Origin of the sequence: Rudanella lutea DSM 19387, assembly GCF_000383955.1 — a bacterium.
GTDB lineage: Bacteria > Bacteroidota > Bacteroidia > Cytophagales > Spirosomataceae > Rudanella > Rudanella lutea.
Window position 1 is genome coordinate 5,248,476 of the sequence record NZ_KB913013.1, and the last position, 19,436, is coordinate 5,267,911.

The 19,436-nt window shown below is 55.0% G+C and carries 17 protein-coding genes; 11 read left to right on the forward strand and 6 right to left on the reverse strand.

Features of this window, described 5'->3' with window-relative positions; translation table 11 throughout:
* Positions 1-11: 11 nt before the first annotated feature.
* The 5 genes from RUDLU_RS0121550 to RUDLU_RS0121570 all read left to right on the forward strand — a co-directional run bounded on the left by RUDLU_RS0121550 (position 12) and on the right by RUDLU_RS0121570 (position 5,889).
* Positions 12-1,970: an alpha-amylase family protein gene (locus RUDLU_RS0121550; RefSeq protein WP_044130697.1), complete on the forward strand. Its 1,959-nt coding sequence runs from the start codon at positions 12-14 to the stop codon at positions 1,968-1,970.
* Between the two features lie 158 nt (positions 1,971-2,128).
* Positions 2,129-2,632 carry a hypothetical protein gene (locus tag RUDLU_RS0121555; protein ID WP_019990509.1) on the forward strand — a complete coding sequence of 168 codons (504 nt, stop codon included), beginning with the start codon at positions 2,129-2,131 and terminating at the stop codon, positions 2,630-2,632.
* A gap of 40 nt (positions 2,633-2,672) precedes the next feature.
* On the forward strand, positions 2,673-3,581 hold the full coding sequence (gene bla / locus RUDLU_RS0121560; protein WP_019990510.1) for a class A beta-lactamase, subclass A2: 909 nt from the start codon (positions 2,673-2,675) through the stop codon (positions 3,579-3,581).
* Positions 3,582-3,758: 177 nt separating this feature from the next.
* Complete coding sequence (locus tag RUDLU_RS0121565; RefSeq protein WP_019990511.1) at positions 3,759-4,799, forward strand: SPASM domain-containing protein; 1,041 nt, start codon at positions 3,759-3,761, stop codon at positions 4,797-4,799.
* A gap of 130 nt (positions 4,800-4,929) precedes the next feature.
* Positions 4,930-5,889, forward strand: a complete 960-nt coding sequence (locus tag RUDLU_RS0121570) for an alpha-E domain-containing protein (protein WP_027303283.1) — start codon at positions 4,930-4,932, stop codon at positions 5,887-5,889.
* 87 nt (positions 5,890-5,976) lie between these two features.
* Here RUDLU_RS0121570 and RUDLU_RS0121575 read toward each other — a convergent pair whose 3' ends face one another.
* A complete protein-coding gene (locus RUDLU_RS0121575) occupies positions 5,977-6,750 on the reverse strand; it encodes a hypothetical protein (protein WP_019990513.1) in 774 nt (257 codons plus the stop codon).
* Between the two features lie 249 nt (positions 6,751-6,999).
* Here RUDLU_RS0121575 and RUDLU_RS0121580 point away from each other — a divergent pair, with 249 nt between their 5' ends.
* From RUDLU_RS0121580 to RUDLU_RS0121590, 3 genes are all read left to right on the forward strand, one after another.
* On the forward strand, positions 7,000-8,034 hold the full coding sequence (locus RUDLU_RS0121580; protein ID WP_019990514.1) for an SDR family NAD(P)-dependent oxidoreductase: 1,035 nt from the start codon (positions 7,000-7,002) through the stop codon (positions 8,032-8,034).
* A gap of 216 nt (positions 8,035-8,250) precedes the next feature.
* A complete protein-coding gene (locus RUDLU_RS0121585) occupies positions 8,251-8,757 on the forward strand; it encodes a DinB family protein (protein ID WP_019990515.1) in 507 nt (168 codons plus the stop codon).
* A 19-nt stretch (positions 8,758-8,776) separates the two neighbouring features.
* Positions 8,777-9,022, forward strand: coding sequence for a hypothetical protein (locus tag RUDLU_RS0121590; RefSeq protein WP_019990516.1), 246 nt, complete (start codon positions 8,777-8,779; stop codon positions 9,020-9,022).
* Here the strand turns inward: RUDLU_RS0121590 and RUDLU_RS0121595 are convergent, their stop codons facing one another.
* Entirely contained in the window at positions 9,023-9,763 is a 741-nt protein-coding gene (locus tag RUDLU_RS0121595; protein ID WP_019990517.1) for an EcsC family protein, read from the reverse strand.
* Between the two features lie 263 nt (positions 9,764-10,026).
* On the opposite strand from RUDLU_RS0121595, the gene RUDLU_RS0121600 reads away from it, so the two are divergent.
* Complete coding sequence (locus RUDLU_RS0121600; protein ID WP_019990518.1) at positions 10,027-10,638, forward strand: cysteine hydrolase family protein; 612 nt, start codon at positions 10,027-10,029, stop codon at positions 10,636-10,638.
* A 359-nt stretch (positions 10,639-10,997) separates the two neighbouring features.
* Positions 10,998-12,392 carry a GH1 family beta-glucosidase gene (locus RUDLU_RS0121605; protein WP_019990519.1) on the forward strand — a complete coding sequence of 465 codons (1,395 nt, stop codon included), beginning with the start codon at positions 10,998-11,000 and terminating at the stop codon, positions 12,390-12,392.
* Positions 12,393-12,435: 43 nt separating this feature from the next.
* Here RUDLU_RS0121605 and RUDLU_RS0121610 read toward each other — a convergent pair whose 3' ends face one another.
* From RUDLU_RS0121610 to RUDLU_RS27935, 3 genes are all read right to left on the reverse strand, one after another.
* Positions 12,436-13,176 carry a GLPGLI family protein gene (locus RUDLU_RS0121610; protein WP_019990520.1) on the reverse strand — a complete coding sequence of 247 codons (741 nt, stop codon included), beginning with the start codon at positions 13,174-13,176 and terminating at the stop codon, positions 12,436-12,438.
* Between the two features lie 77 nt (positions 13,177-13,253).
* A complete protein-coding gene (locus tag RUDLU_RS0121615; protein WP_019990521.1) occupies positions 13,254-16,103 on the reverse strand; it encodes an outer membrane beta-barrel protein in 2,850 nt (949 codons plus the stop codon).
* Between the two features lie 418 nt (positions 16,104-16,521).
* Positions 16,522-17,763, reverse strand: a complete 1,242-nt coding sequence (locus RUDLU_RS27935) for a sensor histidine kinase (protein WP_083940620.1) — start codon at positions 17,761-17,763, stop codon at positions 16,522-16,524.
* Between the two features lie 275 nt (positions 17,764-18,038).
* Between RUDLU_RS27935 and RUDLU_RS0121625 the strand changes: the two genes are divergently transcribed.
* Positions 18,039-18,473: a response regulator gene (locus RUDLU_RS0121625; RefSeq protein WP_019990523.1), complete on the forward strand. Its 435-nt coding sequence runs from the start codon at positions 18,039-18,041 to the stop codon at positions 18,471-18,473.
* 2 nt (positions 18,474-18,475) lie between these two features.
* Here RUDLU_RS0121625 and RUDLU_RS0121630 read toward each other — a convergent pair whose 3' ends face one another.
* The gene (locus RUDLU_RS0121630; RefSeq protein WP_027303286.1) at positions 18,476-19,372 is read right to left on the reverse strand and encodes a PhzF family phenazine biosynthesis protein; all 897 of its coding nucleotides are present in this window, start codon (positions 19,370-19,372) and stop codon (positions 18,476-18,478) included.
* Positions 19,373-19,436: the final 64 nt, after the last annotated feature.

Below are 19,436 nucleotides of genomic sequence, written 5' to 3' on the forward strand. Positions count from 1 at the left end.
TCTTTGTCTCTATGCCAACCTCTGTAGCTGATTTTCAAGCCGACTGGCAACAGCATTTTGCCGCCTACCTCGACCGGTTTCAGGCCGGTCAGCAGTCGTTTGTGCCGAAACTATTGCCGCAAACGGCGGTTCGTTTCTCGGTGTATCAAACGCTGGATATTCTGCACAAACGTTTGGGTAACGACATTCTGCGCCGGGCGCTTGATCCGGCCGAAACCATTCCGAGCCCCGCCATTAGTGAGCCCGACGGAACCTGGCTCAAAAAAGCCAATATGGTAGGCGTAAACGTGCGTACGGTGGGTTCGTTCTGGAACGTGATCAACTACGTACTTACGTTGCCGGCCTGCCACGATAGTATCCACCTGCTGCCCATCTGGGAGCCGGGCGTGGTGGGTAGTTTGTACGGCATGGTGAGCTGGCAGATAAACCCCGAGTTTTTCAGTGTCGATCTGGCCCGGTTTGTGCCCGCCCTCGACACCGTGGAGAAGCAGCTTAAAGTGGCTGTCAACCTGATTCACGCGCTGGGCCGGACTGTCGGTATGGACGTGATTCCGCACACCGACCGCTTTTCCGAAATGGCTCTGGTGCACCCCAATCTGTTTGAGTGGGTACACCGCGAAGGCTACCGGCTCGTAAACCATACCGAAAGCGTGTACCGGCAGGTTGAAGAGGTGATCTGGCAGTTTCTGAAACTTAAAGGAGCCGCCGACGGCACACCGCTTTCGTTTACCAAAGAGGTTTTCTTCGCGCACAACATCCCGTTGCTTACCGATGAGCAGCGCCATTCGATTCTGTTTGGCCCGCCCGGCGACTACACGGGGCGGCTCATCCGGCGGCTCAAACTCATCAGTCACCTTACGGCGCAGGGTTACGAAACGCTGCCCATGACCATGGCTCCGCCGTACCGGGGGCTGCACATTGTGCCCAACGATTTTGTGACCGACGAGTACGGCCAAATCTGGTATCAGTACGCCTTCAACCGGCCCGAGCCTATGTCGCGGGTATTTGGCCCGTTGGCACGCTACAAGTTTCACCATAGCAAAGACGACAACCGCGACTGGGAACTCGACTTCGAACGGCCTAATCTGCCCGCCTGGAATTACCTCTGCGACCGATACCTGACCTGCCAGCGGGCGTATAACTTCGATTTTATGCGGGGCGACATGGCCCACGTGCAGCTACGCCCCACGGGGGTACCCGCCGAACCCGATGCTTACTACGATCCCCTGCGCGCCGTAAAGCATCACATTCAGAAGCAGGGCGTGCCGCATTTTGGTTTTTTTGCCGAGACGTTCCTGGCCCCGCCCAACACCATGGCTTACGGCAACGAACCCGACCACCTCGAAGCCATCGATGCCGACTCGACCCTGGGCGATCTGCAATCGTGCGTGGTGGGCTCGGTACTGTTTCAGAAACGACTCAGCGATTACGACGAGTGGCTCCGCACCCGGCGGTTTGCCCCCAACTTTACGGTCATGACGGCCGATAAAGACGATCCCCGTTTCGACGAGTTTTACCGCACCGGCAACCTGTTCCGGTACTTTGTGGCCCTGTTTCTGACCGATATGCCCAGTTACGTATCGCTTGGGTTTGAGGTGCGTAATCTGCATCAGGAGCGCGGAGCCAATGAGGAATACACCAAGCTGTACGTATTTCAGATCAACGACGACGGTGAGGTAGACAAGGTGACGCACGGCCCGTATCGGTGGGGCGACAATATGGAGCAGTTTGAGGCCATCAGCCGGATTCGTCTGTTTGCCGAGCAAATCTGGAGTGAGATTGGCGGCAAGGCTGTGCGCTGGATTCTGGAGCCGGGTCGCGCCGATTACATCGCCTGGACCCACGCTGACGATCCGGCCTATGCCTTTGTAGCTGGCATGACAGCCCCCCCGCCCGACTCAATCCCCGGTATGCCGGCGGGCTACCTCACCTTCGAAGAAGAAAACTGCCGGGTGTACCGGTTGCGGTGAGCGGGGGATTTTGTTCGTTAAACTCAACCAATCAAAACTCGTACGCCATTTTTTTGCAACTTACCGGCAATCGGTCGGCTTCCTCAACCGGCGCCTGATCGACTCAATAAGTGGTTTGGTGATTGATTTAAAAACCGATTCTCAGAAACGTCTTATACATGAACTTTCAGCTCACTTCTAACTCAGGCCGGGGCAACTTTACGATAACAGATCAGGAAGGAAAAGCCCTTTCAACCATCGCCTACGAAAGCTGGTTTTCCAGCACGGCTTCGGCTACTGTAGATGGGCGGGAGGTGGTCATTAAGTCGCGAAATATCTGGAGCTCTAATTTCGATGTATTCGTCGATGGCGTGGATCGGGGCGATATTACCTTCAACTGGAAAGGGCATATCATCATCAAACTGACCGGCGAAACGGGCGCAACCCAAACGGTTCGATTGCGCATGAAGGGCTTTTGGAATTACCATTTTGTGCTCGAAAATGAGCAGGAAACGATTCTTATGGAACTCCGCCCGACGTTTAAATGGCAAAAAATGAATTACAATTACGACGTTCACTTTGCGCAGGATACCGTTTCGTCGTTTGATCGGGCATTGTTGCTAATCATCTGCGGCTACGGGGCCAATCTGTACATGACCATGATGGCGGGTGCTGCAGCTTAAATCTCTCCTCCGTCAATCTCCCACCACCTCTAACCTGTTTATGAAACAGTTATTCACCTTCGCCCTTCTGGTTTGGGTGGTGGTAGCTTGCCAGCCATCGGGCCGAAACACAGACCCGTTACGAACGGAAATTCAACGGATTGTAGCGGGCAAAAAGGCCGTGGTGGGCGTTTCCATTATTGCCAACGATGGCAAAGACACGCTGTCGCTGAACGGAGATCGACGTTTACCGTTGCAGAGCGTATTCAAGTTGCATATTGGGTTGGCCGTGCTGGCGCAGGTCGATAAGGGGCGGTTTACGCTGGACCAAACCGTGGAGGTTCGGAAAGACGACCTGCTGCCCGATTTATGGAGCCCACTCCGCGACGAGAACCCGAACGGGGGACTTTTCTCCATCGCCAAGCTCATTCAGTATGCGGTTTCTCAGAGCGATAATGTGGCATGCGACGTGTTGATCCGGTTGCTGGGTTCGCCCAAAGCCGTAGAAACGTACATCAAAGAAAATGGCGTTGAGGAGATTGCCATCCGGTTTGCCGAGAAAGAAATGCAGGCCGAGTGGGACAATATGTTTCAGAACTGGACCACGCCCAAAGCCGCAAGCAAGACACTGCAAACGTTTTATGATCCCGAGGGTAAGCGGCTCTCCAAACGTAGTTACGACTTCATTTGGCAGACCCTCCGCGAAACGAATACGGGTGTGAACCGGCTGAAAGGCCGCTTGCCTGCCGGTACCGTGGTAGCGCATAAAACGGGCTCGTCGGGTACCAACAAAGCAGGCCTGACGGCCGCTACCAACGACATTGGCTTGTTATTTCTGCCCAATGGTGAGCCCGTGATCATCAGCGTTTTCGTGGCCGACTCGCAGGAGAACGAGGCCACGAACGAGAAGCTCATTGCCGACATTGCCAAAGCTACCTACGACTTTTACACGACCCCGGCGAAGGAGTAGTCGGGTTGGAGTGGTGACTCTACCTCAAGAATGGCTTTTTATATCGGTGTGAACTATTCTATCGTTTGGGTTGTGGGTATGAACAAGATCCCCCAATTGAGTTTTCAAATTCAGGCGGTACTTCGTGCACAATAATCCGAAGCCAGCTGCCCTTGAGGGAACGTAAGAAACCTTCTTATGAAAAGTGACTTTCTGGGCGGTAACCTGCGTGATGGCCTGAACTTTGTATCGAAACTGACTCCCCGGCGGGTGGCCAATGCGCTCAAAGTACTGGCCAGTTACTACCGGTCGCGGCAGACGGGCCGGGCCGAAGCGTGGGGATTACCCATGTCAATTTCGTTTGAACCGACAACCTCCTGTAACCTGCGTTGCCCGGAATGCCCCAGTGGCCTACGCTCTTTCACCCGGCCCACGGGTATGCTCGGTGAGGAGCTGTACAAACGCACCATCGACGAGCTGCACGAAACCCTGCTTTACCTCATTTTTTACTTTCAGGGCGAACCCTACCTGCATCCGCAGTTTCTGGAACTGGTGCGCTACGCGGCCGACCGCAACATTTACACCGCCACCAGCACCAACGCCCATTACCTGACCGAGGCCAACGCCCGCAAAACGGTGGAGTCGGGTCTCGACCGGCTCATTATCAGCATCGACGGAACCACGCAGGAGGTGTATCAGCAGTACCGGGTGGGAGGTAAGCTCCAGAAGGTAATTGAAGGTACCCGGCAGATCGTCCGCTGGAAAAAAGAACTTAAGTCGCGCACGCCCCATATCGTGTTTCAGTTTCTGGTGGTGCGGCCCAACGAGCATCAGATTGCCGAGGTGCGGCAGTTGGCCCGTGAGCTGGGCGTGGATGAGGTTGCCTTGAAAACGGCCCAAATCTATGATTACGAGCACGGCAACGAGCTCATTCCAACTCTCGACCAATACAGCCGTTATGCCCCGCAACCCGACGGAACCTACCGGATCAAGAGCGGTATGGACAACCACTGCTGGAAAATGTGGCATTCGTGCGTCATCACCTGGGACGGGCTGGTGGTGCCGTGCTGTTTCGATAAGGATGCCCACCACCGGCTGGGCGATTTGCAGCAGCAATCGTTTCGGGCGCTCTGGCAAGGCCCCGCCTATGCCGACTTCCGGCAAACACTCCTCCGCTCGCGCTCCGAGATCGAGATGTGTAAAAACTGCACCGAAGGCACCAAGGTGTGGGCCGACTAAAAGAAGTTTACAGTTTAGGGTTTAACGTTTACAGTTATGCCTAAAAGTGGGTTTGCGTGCAAAAAACGGGCATAGCTTGGCCGGTTTTTGCACTGAAAACTGTAAACTGCAAACCGTAAACTTTACTGTTATGCTTAGCCGCGTTGCCAACTCTATCTATTGGATGAACCGCTACATCGAGCGGGCCGAAAATTACGCCCGGTTTATGAGCGTTAATTTCAATCTGGCCCTCGATTTGCCCCCCAACGTAGCGCAGCAGTGGGAGCCTTTGTTGATCGCTACGGCCGACAATTACCTGTTTTACCAGTACTTCACGGAGCCCTCACGCGAGAACGTAATCGAGTTTCTGACGTTTGATAAGCGAAACCCCAACTCGATTGTGTCGTCGTTGAGCAACGCCCGCGAAAACGCCCGCACCGTACGCGAAACCATCTCAAAAGAGATGTGGGAAAACCTCAATCAGCTGTACCTGATGGTGCGCGATGCCGGTAGTCAGCATACCGATTGGCCGCAGAACCGGATGCAGGATTTTCTGGCCGATGTGCGCAATGGTACGCAGTTGTTTTACGGCGTGATTGACGCTACCGTGACCCGCAACGAGGCCTGGCATTTCGGGCGGCTGGGCCGGTTTCTGGAACGGGCCGATAAAACGTCGCGGTTTCTGGATGTGAAATATTTTACCCTCTTCCCCGAAGATGAAGACGGCTCTACGCTCGACCTGATGATCTGGTCGTCGGTGCTCAAATCGGTGTCGGCCTACAATATGTACCGGCAGCAACACCGGCACCTGACCCCCGAAAACATCATTAATTTCCTGATTCTCGATAAGCTCTTTCCGCGGGCGGTGGCGCACTGCATCCGGCAGGCCGAATTGTCGCTCTACGAAATCTCGTCAAATAACGCGGCCAACGGCTACACCAACCCCGCCGAGCGCATGATGAGTAAACTCCGGGCCGAAATCGAATTCACCGAAACAACCGATATCCTCAAAGCCGGACTCCACCAGTACCTCGACCGTTTCCAGACCCGCTGCAACGAAGTCGGCAACGCGATCTACGAAACGTACTTCGACCTGAAGCCGGTGGAATAAGGGATAAAAGGGAAAAAGGAGGAGAGGGTTGTTAGCACTTTTCCCTTTCCTCCCTCCTCCCTTTCGTCCTCTTCTTCCCCCTTCTCCTTAATTAAAAAACGGAAACGTCACCGCTACGAATGGCATGCCGGTGCGGTGGCGGAAACGGCGGTTACCGTCGATAGGGCGGATGTCGCGGAGGCTCATTTCGGCGGTTTGCCATTGGTAGCCGCCTTTGATACTGAGCCGTTGCCCTACCCGAACGCGCGCGTACAACTCAGCAGCCAGGTTGCCAATATCGTTATCGCCCAGTAGGCGCACACTGCCCCGCGTCGGTTTAAATGACTGCAGGCGGTTGTCGCCCGTGAAGTACACCAGCGAGTCGACGCCAGCGCGGCTACTCTCCACTTTATACGCACCGGTAGAGGCAATCATGCGTCCTACGCGGGTTTTGCCAATCGTCAGGCCGAAAAGGTCGGCGCTACCGCCCAGTTCAACGGGGCCGAGCTGTACCTGTACCCGGATGCCGAAATTGAGCGACGTATTGGTAATAAAATCGAACCGGGCCGTATCGATCGTGGCCGGTGTAAGGGGGGCACCCAGGGCCTCGAAACCCGTTTTGCCGCGTGTGAGGCTGGCCGGTGCCGAATACAGATTCAGATTGTCGCCGTAGAATTTGGCTAGCCGGGAAGTCCAGCCGACAGAAATTACTCTGTTTCGGCCGATGTTCATCAGCTGAAAATACGTGAGCGATGGGGCGTAATTATCTTTTTTAAACGCAAACCCGACATCGAGGCCGCTCCGGATACGGGTCGAGACAGGGCCTTGCGCGTAAGCCTGTATGCTCAGTAAAGCGCACAGGACTAACAGGATTTTTTTCATTCAGACGTACAGAATAGTTAGTCAATGCATCGCTCGTAGTCCATAATCGAGTGGGTTTCATCTGGATGGATGAGACCTTGACAGGCGGGATTGATCGGGATGAATCGAGCGTGTTAGTGGCAAATATAACCGTACTGTTCACATCATGGCCTATAATTTTACTGTATAGCCTGCCGGGTTCCGTACGTACGGAAAAGCAAACAATAGCCGACCGCCGGGGTTGGAGTCGTACACTAATCCTCTATTCGTATGGCATTATCCTCCAACAAGACAGCCCTGCTTTGGGGCCTGGCGGGCCTTGGGGCCGTACTGGCCAGTCGGGCCGTGATGCGGCAGAGTCGTAAGATCGACTTTGCCGGTAAGCACGTCATCATTACCGGTGGGTCGCGGGGGCTGGGCCTGGTTCTGGCCCGTCAGCTGGTGGCCGAGGGCGCGCACCTGTCCATTTGTGCGCGTGATCCTTACGAACTCGACCGCGCCCGCACTGAGCTGGAGCAGCAGGGTGGCCGGGTGCTTACCTACGAATGCGATCTAACGAACAAAGAGGACATTGCGGCTTTTGTGTCGGCAGCCCGCGCCCATCTGGGGCCTGTAGATGTACTCATCAACAATGCCGGGGTGATAATGGTCACGCCGTTTGCCAATGCCGCTGAAGAAGACTATCAGGATGCCCTGGCGACCAACTTTTGGGCAGCTTACCACATGATACAGGCCGTATTGCCCGATATGCGCCAACGTCGGGCGGGGCGTATTGTCAATGTGGCCTCGTTTGGGGGCAAGGTAGCGGCTCCGCACCTGTCGCCTTATGTAACCAGCAAATTTGCGTTGGTCGGTTTCTCGGAGAGCATCCGGGCCGAACTCAAACGCGACGGTATATTCGTAACGACGATCTGCCCCGGTCTGATTCGGACGGGGAGTCCACGCAACGCGATTGTGAAAGGGCAGCACGAAAAAGAGTACGCCTGGTTCAAGATCGGGGACTCACTGCCGGGCCTGACCACCAGCGCCGAAGACTGCGCGAGCCAGATTATTGATGCCTGCCGACATGGCGAGGCCGAGCGGGTGGTGACCGTGATGGCCAAAGTGGGTACGGCCTTGCAGGGGTTGTCGCCCAGTCTCATGGCCGAAACCCTGACGCTCATCAACGACTTACTGCCCGACCCGGCTCCGAGCCTGGAGGGTAACCAACGGGCATTTGGTGCGGGCAAGGAAACACCCATCAGCCAGTCGGTGCTGACGACTCTGACGGATCAGGCAGCCCAGAAAAATAATCAGACAGTCTGACGAATGCTGGGACGGAGACGACCGTCTGGAGGGTAAGTTGTTCTATGTTTTTGGTAGTAAGCAGTATCTTGCAAGCCTAAATCTAAACTGGACGTTAGATGTTGGACATTAGACGTTAGACCTACTACTATTCTGTAGTCAGGTCAAACATCTAATGTCTAACGTCCGAATGTCCAGTACTGAACCAGCATTCACATTGCTCTAAAACCGAACATCATGCCCGAAGTATGGCTCCGGGGGGCACTGCCCCATGTACCGGCCCTCCTCCAGCCGGTTGCTCATGCGCTCTTGCAGGCCCGCGAAGAGTTAAACGAATTGATGGCTGACTTTCCGGACGAATCGTTGTGGGAACGCCCGGCGGGGCTGGCCTCCGTGGGGTTTCACCTGCAACATCTGACGGGCGTTCTCGACCGGTTGCTTACCTACGCCCGTGCTGAGGGGCTCACGCCCGACCAACTGGCTTACCTGGCTGCCGAGGGAAAACCCGATGTGTCGATTCGGGCCGGTGGATTGGTAGAAGCATTCAGCGCACAGGTCGACCGGGCGCTGGTGCAGTTGCGAACCACCGATGAGGCTACACTGACCGAGTTTCGGGGTGTGGGCCGGGCGGGCCTGCCCTCCACGGTGCTGGGCTTGCTGGTGCATTCGGCCGAGCATACCATGCGGCATTTGGGGCAGTTGCTCGTCACGGTTCGCGTGCTTGCCGAACGTAAGGCAGCCTGACCGTGTTTTCTCTGTACCCATGGAAACCGAACCCAATACCCGGCATAGCGCTCAGCTGCCACCCCTGCGTTTTTCGCTCAACCTGCTGTACGTAGGTCGGATGTTGCTGGGGATGTCTGCCGACAAACCGCTGCTGGCCGACGAAGCCGTGGAGGCTATTGATGAATACATTGAGGCCGTTACCGACGAGCTGGCTGCGACCGAGCTGGTTCACGAAGCGGCCCTGCTGGTGGGCGATACCCTGCCCGACGAGCCCCAACCTTAACTACTCAATAGCCCGTCGGCTGGCCCAACGCATACGATAGGCCATCATGGCGGTTTCGCCCAACTGATCGAGCAACCGCCAGTTGGCCACTACGCCCACTACGGCCCCAATGCCCGGCACGAGCTGGAGCATTTTGGCGAGGTCGATATAGTCGCGGTATTCCTGCTGAAACGTTTGCCAGTCGAACTGATGAATGTCGTCGGGGAGGGTAGCCGCAAACTCATGCCATTGTTCCATATGGGCAAAAACGGCCCGTCGGCGCTCCTGACTCGAAAACGCAAGCTGGAAAATATGCAGCACGAAGAGCCGCTCGCGGTAATCGCTCACGTCGTACCCGTAGAGAGCCGCAATGTCGTAGAGCATCTTCATTTTAAGGCTCAGTAGCAACGGAAAGTCGGCCAGGCCGAGCAAGATGCCACCCGCGCCCGTTACGCCCCCTTCGGCCGCGCCCACCCGTTTGTACCACACAATCCGGTTACGGACAGCTTCCTCTTTTCGTTCGAGCTGCGTTTCGGCCGAGGGTGATGGGGCCGTAAACTCTGATCCGGCCAGAACGGCCCGCGTCATGTGTTTGATGGCCCCCGTAATGAGGTCGTGTATCCGTTGGGGAATGAGTCGGTTAACCCGGTTTTGCAGGCCTTTGGAGAGTCGGTTGGTCAGCGAAGGCGGCTGCCGCATCTGGTGTTGCCATACCGACAGCTCGCCCAGCGCATGTGTGTCGTAAAGTGGAGTGGCTGGCATGTGATTTTCGGATAGTAACTACAAAATTCTCACCCAAAGGTAGGGGAGCGGTACGCTATGGTATAAACGGATTTGAGACCCGGATAGGCGGACTGAATTGGGTTTATAGCGGCTGCTTCAAACCAGAAACGCTAAACTAAAAACCATAAACAACTTTCAGAAAGCCCGTAAACTCTTTTTCGGGCGGGCGACCGGGAAAACCACAGGTCCAAATCGTTGAAGAAGTACTACTCAACAACCTCAATTAACCACCCTACAACCTCATGGCAACCCTAAATGATGATCTGCACGGCAACGCACCCGACAACTCGCCGGTGGCATTGCTCATCATCGACATGCTCAACGATCTGGAGTTTCCCGAAGGCCCGCAGTTTCTGGAACCCACGCTGGCCGCAGCCCGGCAGATTGGGCAGTTGAAACAACAGGCTAAGGCGCTGAATATCCCGGTGGTGTATGTCAATGATAATTTCGGTCGGTGGCAATCCGATATTAACGACGTAGTGAACCACTGCCTGCACGACGGCGTGCGCGGGGAGCCGGTTGTGCAACTACTCAAACCCGAAGCCGACGATTATGTGGTACTCAAACCCAAGCATTCGGCTTTTTATGCCACTACCCTCGATGCCCTGCTCGAATACCTCAAGGCTGAGCGGCTCATTCTGACCGGTATCAGTGCCGATTTGTGCGTGTTATTTGCTGCCAATGATGCCTATATGCGTGATTTTCGGCTGAACGTACCCGCTGATTGCGTTGCGGCTGGTTCGCCCGACGATACACGGGCGGCCCTCGCGTACATGCAGCGGGTGCTCAAAGCCGACACCACCCCAGCAGCCGAGCTGGATCTGGCTGCGCTACTCCCGACCGAGGCTCAATAGGGTCTTGATTTGAAAGGGTCTGTCGGTTTGTTCAGCAACTCGTTTTCAGATACCAAATTGCGTGAAACATTAAACCAGAAACTTAATACTGGAGAATTAAGGAATTAGCACGCGGATGATACGGATTAGGCTAATTTTCGCGGATTTATACAGCGAATCGGCGTATATCTGTCCAATCCGCGTCATCCGCGTGCTATTGATATGATTGGCTGATTGAATTGGTATTTTTTGCTGGACAAATGTCTGGTACTGAGAACCAGAAACATTAAACCGAAACCAATACCTGGCTATCATTACCATTTTGTTACGTGCAATCGATTTGCCGACAGTATGCGTTAGACAAGAAACCCTTGCCTGTTTTGTCGACGCACACCCACCCACAACCCCCACTTCAAAAGGCCGATTTTGGCCCCGAATTCGTTTGGGGTACGGCCACCGCTGCTTTCCAGATCGAAGGGGCGGTTGACCGGGATGGGCGCACGCCTTCTATCTGGGACACGTTTTCGCGCCAGCCGGGCAAAATCAAAACGGGCGATACGGCCGACCTCGCCTGTTTGTTCTACGATCATTACGAGGCCGATTTACAACTCCACAAAACCCTTGGTTTCACCCATTTCAGGTTCTCGCTGTCGTGGTCGCGGATACTGCCGATGGGGGTAGGTCCGGGGCAGGGCGGTGTCGTCAACGAAGCTGGTCTGGCCTTTTACGACCGCCTGATTGACCGCTGTCTGGCGTTGGGAATCACCCCCTGGATTACGTTGTACCATTGGGACTTGCCCCAGGCCCTCGAAGATAGGGGTGGCTGGCGCAATCGGCAGGTTGTTGAGTGGTTTGGGGCGTTTGCCGACGTCTGTACCCGCGCCTTTGGCCACAAGGTAAAGCACTGGATCATTCTGAACGAGCCGCTGGCTTTTTCGGTGCTGGGATACTGCACAGGGCAGCACGCGCCCGGTCGGCGGGGCATCTGGGGCCTTCTGCCGGTGATTCATCACGTGGCGCTGGCGCAGGCCGAAGGGGGCCGGGTGGTGCGGCAGAATGTGGCCGGAGCCGAGGTAGGCACTACATTTTCATGTTCGCCGGTGGAGCCGTTCACCGCTTCGGTGCGCGATGCCGGAGCCGCCCGCCGGGTCGATGCCCTTATGAATCGGCTGTTTATTGAGCCCGCTCTCGGCCTGGGTTATCCCGTAGCCGACCTTCCGTTTCTGAAGGGCATCGCCCAGAAGTACACCCTGCCCGGCGATACCGAGCGGCTGGCGTTCGACTTCGACTTTGTGGGGTTGCAACATTACTTCCGGGCCGTGGTTGAGCATACCTATTTCATGCCGTACCTGTGGGCGCGGGAGGTGACTCCGCTTCGGCGGCAGGTGCCCCAACTCACCGAAATGGGCTGGGAGGTGTACCCTGAGAGTATGTACCGGATTCTGAAACAATTTGCGCAGTACGAAGGAGTACGCAAACTATATATTTCGGAGAGTGGTGCGGCCTTTTACGATCGGCTGGTCAAAGGCGTCGTCGACGATCCGGCCCGGATTCAGTACCACCAGGATTACCTCTTGCAAACCCGGCGGGCCCGGTCAGAAGGGGTGCCTGTAGAAGGGTACTTCGTCTGGACGTTTCTCGACAACTTTGAGTGGGCCGAGGGGTTTCGGCCGCGTTTTGGGCTAGTCTACGTCGATTTTCGGACACAGGCGCGCATTGTGAAAGCATCCGGGCACTGGTTTAGCCGGTTGCTGAACAGCACGCGGCCGCTCTGATTGGTAGAGCGGCCCCGTGGCACGTGGTTTTAGTCAGCCGGGCTTAGTACCGGATGGCCCAGTACGGGTTACGGTTGGCCTTGATACTGTCGTTAATGTGTTTCGTGAGCAACGACTCGTACTCGGTTTCCTTTATTTTCTTACCCTTCGCTTTGGGCAAAGCCAGTTCTTTCCCCACGGGCTTAAACTCTACTTTCACCGCTTCCAGAATCACGTCGCCCTCGTTAATGTCCAGCTCCATAATGAGGCCCGGCAGGCCAAAGTACCGCTCAGGCCCCGCCGGCACGGGAATATCCTGCGAAAACCAGGCGGCAATTTTCTGACCCCGGATCGGATCGGTGGTTTCGGCTTTCATGCACACGTAGCCGTTTACGTCTTTGATCTGATTCATCACTTTCCAGACCGGCGTACGCAGGGAGTCTTCAATGATGTACGTTTTGCCGAGCGTCTCGATAATGTCCGTCATGGTCTCTTTTTCGAAGTTGCGGCTGATAAAATAATCGTCTTGCCGCCACGACCAACGACCGTCGTCGCTTTGGGCCTGCTCGCTCTCGTAGGTAAACAGGCTGGCTTTCTCGTTGAAAACCAGCTTCATTTTTACCTTGTCTTCATCGTCGTTTTTCCAGGTCATGGCGGCCCGGTCTTTTTCTTCGCGGCTCAAAAAAGGGAGCCGCGCAATGATTTTGGTCCAGTGCGATTTGCGCTCGTAGGTCACAACGCCCTCGGTCTTCTGCGCAAAGCCAAGCGAGGTAGTCAGCAGAAGGAGAAGAATGGGTTTAAGCATAGTTGATGTTTGTATTGAGTGAATGAGTGAATGAGTGATTGAGTGTCTGTTGTTCGCTCAATCACGCATTCACTCAATTAAAAGCCTTGCCGTTTCATCTGGGCTTTTACGCCCCGCATGTTGTACGTGAGCGTGAGCATTCCGTAGCGTGAGATGGTTTGTACCCGCTCGTTGGTCACAAAGTTCTGGAACGCCGACAGGTTCACGCCGAGGTTCCGGTTGAGGGCATCGTACAGTGTCCCCCGAACCTCCCAACGTTTTTCTTTGCCCAGAATTTTGTACACCGACGCGTTCAGAATCGGCACGTGCTGGTTGAACCCAAAGCGCTCGTTGATAAACACGCGGTAGTTGAGGTTGCTGTTGATGTAAAAATCGCCCGGTAACCGAATGTTCATTTCGCCCCCGTAGGTGTAGTTGTAGATGGTCTGATTCTGGCGCGTATCCACCGAGAAGTTTACTTTCTGAATACCCCATTCCCCATTGGCATATAGCGTAAACCAGTCGACGGGGGTGAGGTCGAGACGGGCGCGGAACGTGTAGTTCTGGTTTTTGCTCGTGTTTAGCACCCGGTTGATATACAGTAAGTTTTCGCCGTAGCTGGTGTTGGTACCAAAGCCCAGGTTCGACTTTGTTTTCTTCAACGGGAAGCTGAAGTTGGTGTACGCGCCCACGTTGAAACCGCCCGAAATATTCTCGGGTCGGGTGGTAGTTACGAGCGTGGTTGGGTCGATGACCTGGTTATACACAACCTGGTTGGTGAAGTAGTTGTAGTTGATATTGCCCCAGAAATTAGTGAAACTACCGGGGTTGAAATAGCTGAAACCACCCCAAAGATTATGGGCCTGCGATGGCAGCAGATTGGGGTTCCCCTGACGGATAAACAGCGGGTTTGAGTTGTCGACAATGGGCTGCAAATCGCGCGCGGAGGGCATCTGCGTGTTCACGCTGTAGTTGAAATTCAGGTAGCGGTTGTTTTTGAGGTCGTAGTTGAGCCCTACCGACGGGATAATGTTCATAAACGTCCGGTTGATCTTTGACCGCAGGAATGAAGACTGATCATTGGCATACTCCCCGTCGAGGTCGAACCGCTGCGCGGCTGCGCCCACCGTCAGGTTGATGCCCTTGTGCGAATACCGGACACTCGTGCCGAGCCGGTTATACAGGTAGTTGTTCTCGTAGTACAGGCTGAGCGAATCGAGCCGGGGCATCTGACCCGCGCTGCCCTCGCGCATGCGGTCGTACACATCGCGGTCGGCTACGTCGCGCCGGAGGCTGAAATTGTAAAAGCTCTCCCAGAAAAACTTCTTCTTAAACGGCTCAGTAAACAGCAGGCTGGCTTTGTACTCGTTGCTCACGCTGTTGGTGCGCTGGTCCTGTCGCTGGGCGAGGGTCGCCCGCGGGTTTTCAAAAAACTGGGTGGATGTATTCAGATCCAGTTGGCTCTCTGAGGTGTTGGTCAGAATCGACGCCGATGCGGCAAAGTTGCGGCCTTTGGTTTTGAACTTCCGCCGGAACAGTAAGGTGTTGGCCATGCCGAGCGACTGCCCCGAGCTGGTGTTGTTACGAATGTTGCGGGTTGTCAGTGTCTCGCCGTTACGAAATAGGCTCTGTTCGGCCTGTAACAAGCCGCTATTGGTGCCAAATCGGCTATTGTTCAGGAAAATAAGGGTACTCATTGAGTCAAGAGCCTGTTCAAACCGGATGCTTCCCCGGTGGTTGGAGTTGACGTTGATTTGTCCGCTGGTGTCGGCGGTCAGAATCGAAAGGTTGCCCGGCAAAAAGTTCTCGCGTGAGCGGAGTGCATCGAGCGACAGGCGGGTGCGGCTGTAGTAGTAGTTGCTGCTGAGTTTGGTTTTCTTGGTGTCGTAATTGTAGTTGGCACCGCCCGCCTGATTATCCGAGAAACCCCGGCCGCGGCCGCCTGTTACCGGAATCGAGAGGCTTTCCTGATCGTCGCCGAACATAATAAACCGACCGCCGTTGAAGCCAAAATCGGCTTCGTCGTTCCAGTTAAAGGAGTTACTCCCCCGGAAATCCTGATAGTCGTTCCACGACAGCCCCGTTTGGTTGGTGTTGTTGGCGAGGCCAATCACCGAGAATTGCTGTTTCGTGTCAAACTTATTGTAGTTGCCTTTTATCTCACCCCGGGCCCGGTTGTCGCGGTCGGGCACCAGGTCGCTGCCGCCCCCGGCAACCAGCTTGCCAAAGCCCCCTTTCTTGAAGTTGTCTTTCAGTTCGAGGTTTACGGTTTTCTCCTTCTTGCCGTCGTCCACACCGGTAATCTTGGCCTGTTCGCTTTTGTCGGTAAACACCTGCACTTTCGAGATGGCATCGGCGGGCAGGTTCTTGGTAGCCATCTTCGGGTCGCTGCCAAAAAAGCTCTTGCCGTCTACGGTCACCCGTTTTACTTCCTGCCCCTGCGCCCGGATATTTCCCTCCTGATCGACCTGCACGCCGGGGAGCTTGCGCAGCAGTTCCTCCACCGTGGAGCCGGGTGGTACCTTAAACGTGGCCGCGTTGTATTCAATGGTATCGCCTTTGATGGTGAGCGGGGCACGGGCCGTTTTGACCACTACTTCAAACAACTCTTTCGTGATGGGCTTCAGTTTCAGCTCGCCCAGGTCGAGCTCATTGCCGTCGGGGGGGGTAATGGTGCGGTTAAACGGAATCGAACCGACGTACGAAATCTTGAGCAGATAGGTGCCGCGTTTCAGGTTCTTGAACTGAAAAGCGCCGGTTTCGGAGGTGCGGGTGAAGTTGACAAGTGCCGAATCTTTGGGCGTGAGAAGCATTACGGTGGCCCCGTTGAGGGCCACTGCACTCGTGTCGACGGCTTTGCCCAACAGGTTGAAGCGGGCCGGAGCTGATTGGGCAAATACGCCCGTCATCAACAGGCACAGTAAGCCCGTGAGTATAAAGGTTTTCATAAACGAAAAGGTAAAGGTGTGCTAAACGAACGGGGCAAAAGTAAGTACTTGGAGTGTAACTGATTGTTAAATAACGAAAAAAATAGTTAAAAAAACTAAAAAAATAGTTAAGCAGTCTGCTTGCTCACAGAAAGACGATGCAAACAGGGGTGGAGTTGCATAAAACGGTTTAAAAAAATGAGAAAACGGTAAACCATCCGTAGCGTGAGGGCCGTGGGTCGTATTCATCGCGCTTCCTCAGCTCCTGTCTGTGATGAACAAGCTGTTTTGGTTTAGCTCTGTTTGTACGACTACTGTCTGTGGCTGGCGACTTTGGAGTAGGGTATAGAGTGGTAGACCCCTGCCAGCGGTCAGAGACTCCACAACGGAAGTTGCTGGCAGGGGTTCATGGAGCGCAAGTGGTTAACTGCAGGGATCTCTAATTCTTAACTTCTCTGCCCCCGTCGTCGGTAGGGGCATACTGGCTGGGCAGTATAATGCGAAACGTAGTGCCTACGCCTGCCTGACTATCCACAGCCATTTTGCCTTTGAGCAGGCTACAGAGTAGTTTCACAATATGCAGACCCAACCCTTCGCCCCGGCCGGGTTTATGCGGGGTGTTGAGCGCCTGCCCCAGGCCGGGACCGGTGTCGGTAACGGTGAAATGCCACCACGCATCATTTTCTATTCCCCAGCTCAACGTGACCCCACCCGTAGCGGTGTATTTAAGGGCGTTCAGGAGCAGGTTTTGGGCAATGCGTTGCACCTTCACACTGTCGCTTAGTACGGGTAGCTTTTCGGGGCCGAGCAGGCTCAGGTAGAGGTTACGCTCCCCTGCATACGTTTGTAAACTGTCGGCAACCCGATGTAGCAGTTGAGCCGCGTCGAAGTCTTCGAGGTACAGCACCTCATGGCCGGCTTCGAGCCGGGCAAGGTCCATAAGTTGCGTCAACAGGCCCGTTACTTTCGAGAGGTTGCGCTGAAGCATCTGGAGCATCTGCGTGCGTACTTGCTCCGAATTGTCGGGCTGATCGAGGAGGTAGGCCGCCCCGCTCATAACTCCGAAGCTGCCTTTCAGGTCGTGCGAGGCCATCCGCAGCAGGTTGCTACGCTGACGAATCAGGTCGTTCAGGCCATTGAGACTTTGCTGGAGTTTGGAGGCCCGGTCGGCGGCCATCTGCTTTTGCAGGGTATGGTACTGGCCTACGCTTCCGCTGATAAGCTCGTGGACCAGGCGGGTGGTAATCTGACCGGCTTCGAGAAGAACAGCTGGCTCATGAACAGGGTGATTGGCCCAGAAGTCCTTCTCCTGATGCGTAATGCACTGGTGAAGGTGCGCAATTTCACCCATCAACTCCTGAAGGGTGTACCCTTTCTGCCAGCGGTGCAGGCCATGTTCCTGCGCAAGCTCATCGGGGTTTAGCTCGGTTTGGCTCAGTAACTCAGAAACCAACTGGTTGGGCAGATTCAGGGCCGCCTGAATTTCCATACGCTGGGCCAGGGTGGCCAGTAGGTCGGGAATGCGGCCCCATTGCTCATCGGGTGAGAGCATCAGGCCCGCCCGCAGGTTCGCGTCGCGCAGGCAGGCGTCCCGCCAGTTGTGCAGAATTGTGTCTTTATGTGTAAGCAGATAGGCGCCCAGGTCGGCCAAAGAAGGGCTGCCTGCCAATGGTGCTGACATAGTTTACAGGTAGTGACAAATGGCTGACTTCTTCTAAAACAACGGGTTGTTTACGAAGGTTGGCAAACATTTGGGTAAAAAAGAGTGTATTGATGGAACGGTTGCTGTTTGCGATACGGTCGGTATCCCGGCGACTGCCCAAAAACGGAGGGTCTAAATAGCGATATTTTTCTCGTAAATTTGACCTCAGCCGTTTTTAGCAACCACCGTAAGGCGGCCGTATGTGTTACGAAACCTCTAAACGATTCATTGTGCCTTCCACCAGTCGAGATCGAATGCCCACCGTTTTGGTTATTGAAGATAACCTCGATCAGCAAGTCCTTATTCGTTATGCGCTCCAGCAGGCCATGCCTACCGTTGAGCCCGTCTGTGTATCGGGGGCCGATGATGCCATGGCTTATCTCGATGGCTGTGTCCAGAATGGCCGTGACCTGCCCCGTCTGATCTTGCTCGACCTGTACCTGCCCACTGCCGAAGATGGCTGGCAGTTGTTGCAACGCATAAAGGAGTATCCTATTCAGCGTCGGTTACCGGTGGTTGTACTGAGCGTTTCGAATGTCGATGAAGACATTGAGCGTTCGTACGCTTTGGGTGCTAACTCATACATTGCCAAGCCGCTCGACTTTGAGCAGTGGCTGCAGTATTTTCGAACGCTCCGTACGTACTGGCTCGAAACCGTTACCCTGCCCCGGCAGGTGTATAACTATTAAACTCAGGCATCCCATTGCCCACGGGCCACAGGCTGCACTTTGCCGCCAATCCGAAGCAGATAATCGCCATTGGTTAGTAGCTCCCCGTGGTGATACAAGAGCGATGGCCTCGGAATAGCGTAGCCCTGCTCTACACGCAGCCGCAGCGTCGGGTTGTTTAGTACCTGATGCTTTAGCAGATAAGCCAGCAAACATCCGTTGGCGCTGCCAGTGGCCGAATCTTCAATCACAGAGGCATTCATCGGGTAAAACATCCGGCACGATACGTCGTGTTGCGGTTCGTAGGTCTCGGTGGTAAATACCAGACAGCCCATCCGGACAGCTCCCATATGCCGGCTATGTTGCTGCAAAAAGGCCAGAAAAGCGGCCGTATCGGGTACCATATCATGCAGCACCCGGCGCGACCGAACCGGCACAATCAGAAACAGGATACCGGTTGATACCTCCTCCAGCGCAAAGTCAGACAGAATATCGGTAGGGGAGATGCCCAGAAACCGGGCTACCTCGGCGGCCTCGTACCGGTTGCCAAAGGTGGGCTGTTTCTGTTCCATCCACAATACATCTTCCTCGGCAGTAACCGCAATGGGGCCTACCCCCAAATTCAGCACCAGTTGACGCGGGTTGCCCGGCAGAAGGTGTTTTCGGAGTACGTAGGCGGTTCCGAGCGTAGGGTGACCCGCAAAAGGCAGCTCCTGATCGGGCGTAAAAATGCGCACATTGGCCTCATTTTCGCCCAGGCTGCGAGTATCAACAAAGGTTGTTTCGGCGAAGTTGATTTCGCGGGCTATGGCGAGCATATGCTCAGTGCTAAGGTCGCCAGTGTGTTCAAAAACGGCTAACTGGTTGCCCTGATACTTTTTCTCGGCGAATACGTCGACGATGTGAAATGAATGCGGCATACGAAAGTTGAAGGGTCTCCGGGTAGCTGACAGTTGGCCACCTACCGGGCCCGTCGGCAAACTA

Bases quoted from the DNA above. Each gene is read 5' to 3' on its own strand.
- RUDLU_RS0121595 (WP_019990517.1), bottom strand. From the start codon at position 9,763: ATGCCAGCCACTCCACTTTACGACACACATGCGCTGGGCGAGCTGTCG.
- RUDLU_RS0121575 (WP_019990513.1), bottom strand. From the start codon at position 6,750: ATGAAAAAAATCCTGTTAGTCCTGTGCGCTTTACTGAGCATACAGGCT.
- bla (WP_019990510.1), top strand. From the start codon at position 2,673: ATGAAACAGTTATTCACCTTCGCCCTTCTGGTTTGGGTGGTGGTAGCT.
- RUDLU_RS0121565 (WP_019990511.1), top strand. From the start codon at position 3,759: ATGAAAAGTGACTTTCTGGGCGGTAACCTGCGTGATGGCCTGAACTTT.
- RUDLU_RS27935 (WP_083940620.1), bottom strand. From the start codon at position 17,763: ATGTCAGCACCATTGGCAGGCAGCCCTTCTTTGGCCGACCTGGGCGCC.
- RUDLU_RS0121550 (WP_044130697.1), top strand. From the start codon at position 12: ATGCCAACCTCTGTAGCTGATTTTCAAGCCGACTGGCAACAGCATTTT.
- RUDLU_RS0121610 (WP_019990520.1), bottom strand. From the start codon at position 13,176: ATGCTTAAACCCATTCTTCTCCTTCTGCTGACTACCTCGCTTGGCTTT.
- RUDLU_RS0121600 (WP_019990518.1), top strand. From the start codon at position 10,027: ATGGCAACCCTAAATGATGATCTGCACGGCAACGCACCCGACAACTCG.
- RUDLU_RS0121585 (WP_019990515.1), top strand. From the start codon at position 8,251: ATGCCCGAAGTATGGCTCCGGGGGGCACTGCCCCATGTACCGGCCCTC.
- RUDLU_RS0121590 (WP_019990516.1), top strand. From the start codon at position 8,777: ATGGAAACCGAACCCAATACCCGGCATAGCGCTCAGCTGCCACCCCTG.
- RUDLU_RS0121615 (WP_019990521.1), bottom strand. From the start codon at position 16,103: ATGAAAACCTTTATACTCACGGGCTTACTGTGCCTGTTGATGACGGGC.
- RUDLU_RS0121555 (WP_019990509.1), top strand. From the start codon at position 2,129: ATGAACTTTCAGCTCACTTCTAACTCAGGCCGGGGCAACTTTACGATA.
- RUDLU_RS0121630 (WP_027303286.1), bottom strand. From the start codon at position 19,372: ATGCCGCATTCATTTCACATCGTCGACGTATTCGCCGAGAAAAAGTAT.
- RUDLU_RS0121625 (WP_019990523.1), top strand. From the start codon at position 18,039: ATGCCCACCGTTTTGGTTATTGAAGATAACCTCGATCAGCAAGTCCTT.
- RUDLU_RS0121570 (WP_027303283.1), top strand. From the start codon at position 4,930: ATGCTTAGCCGCGTTGCCAACTCTATCTATTGGATGAACCGCTACATC.
- RUDLU_RS0121580 (WP_019990514.1), top strand. From the start codon at position 7,000: ATGGCATTATCCTCCAACAAGACAGCCCTGCTTTGGGGCCTGGCGGGC.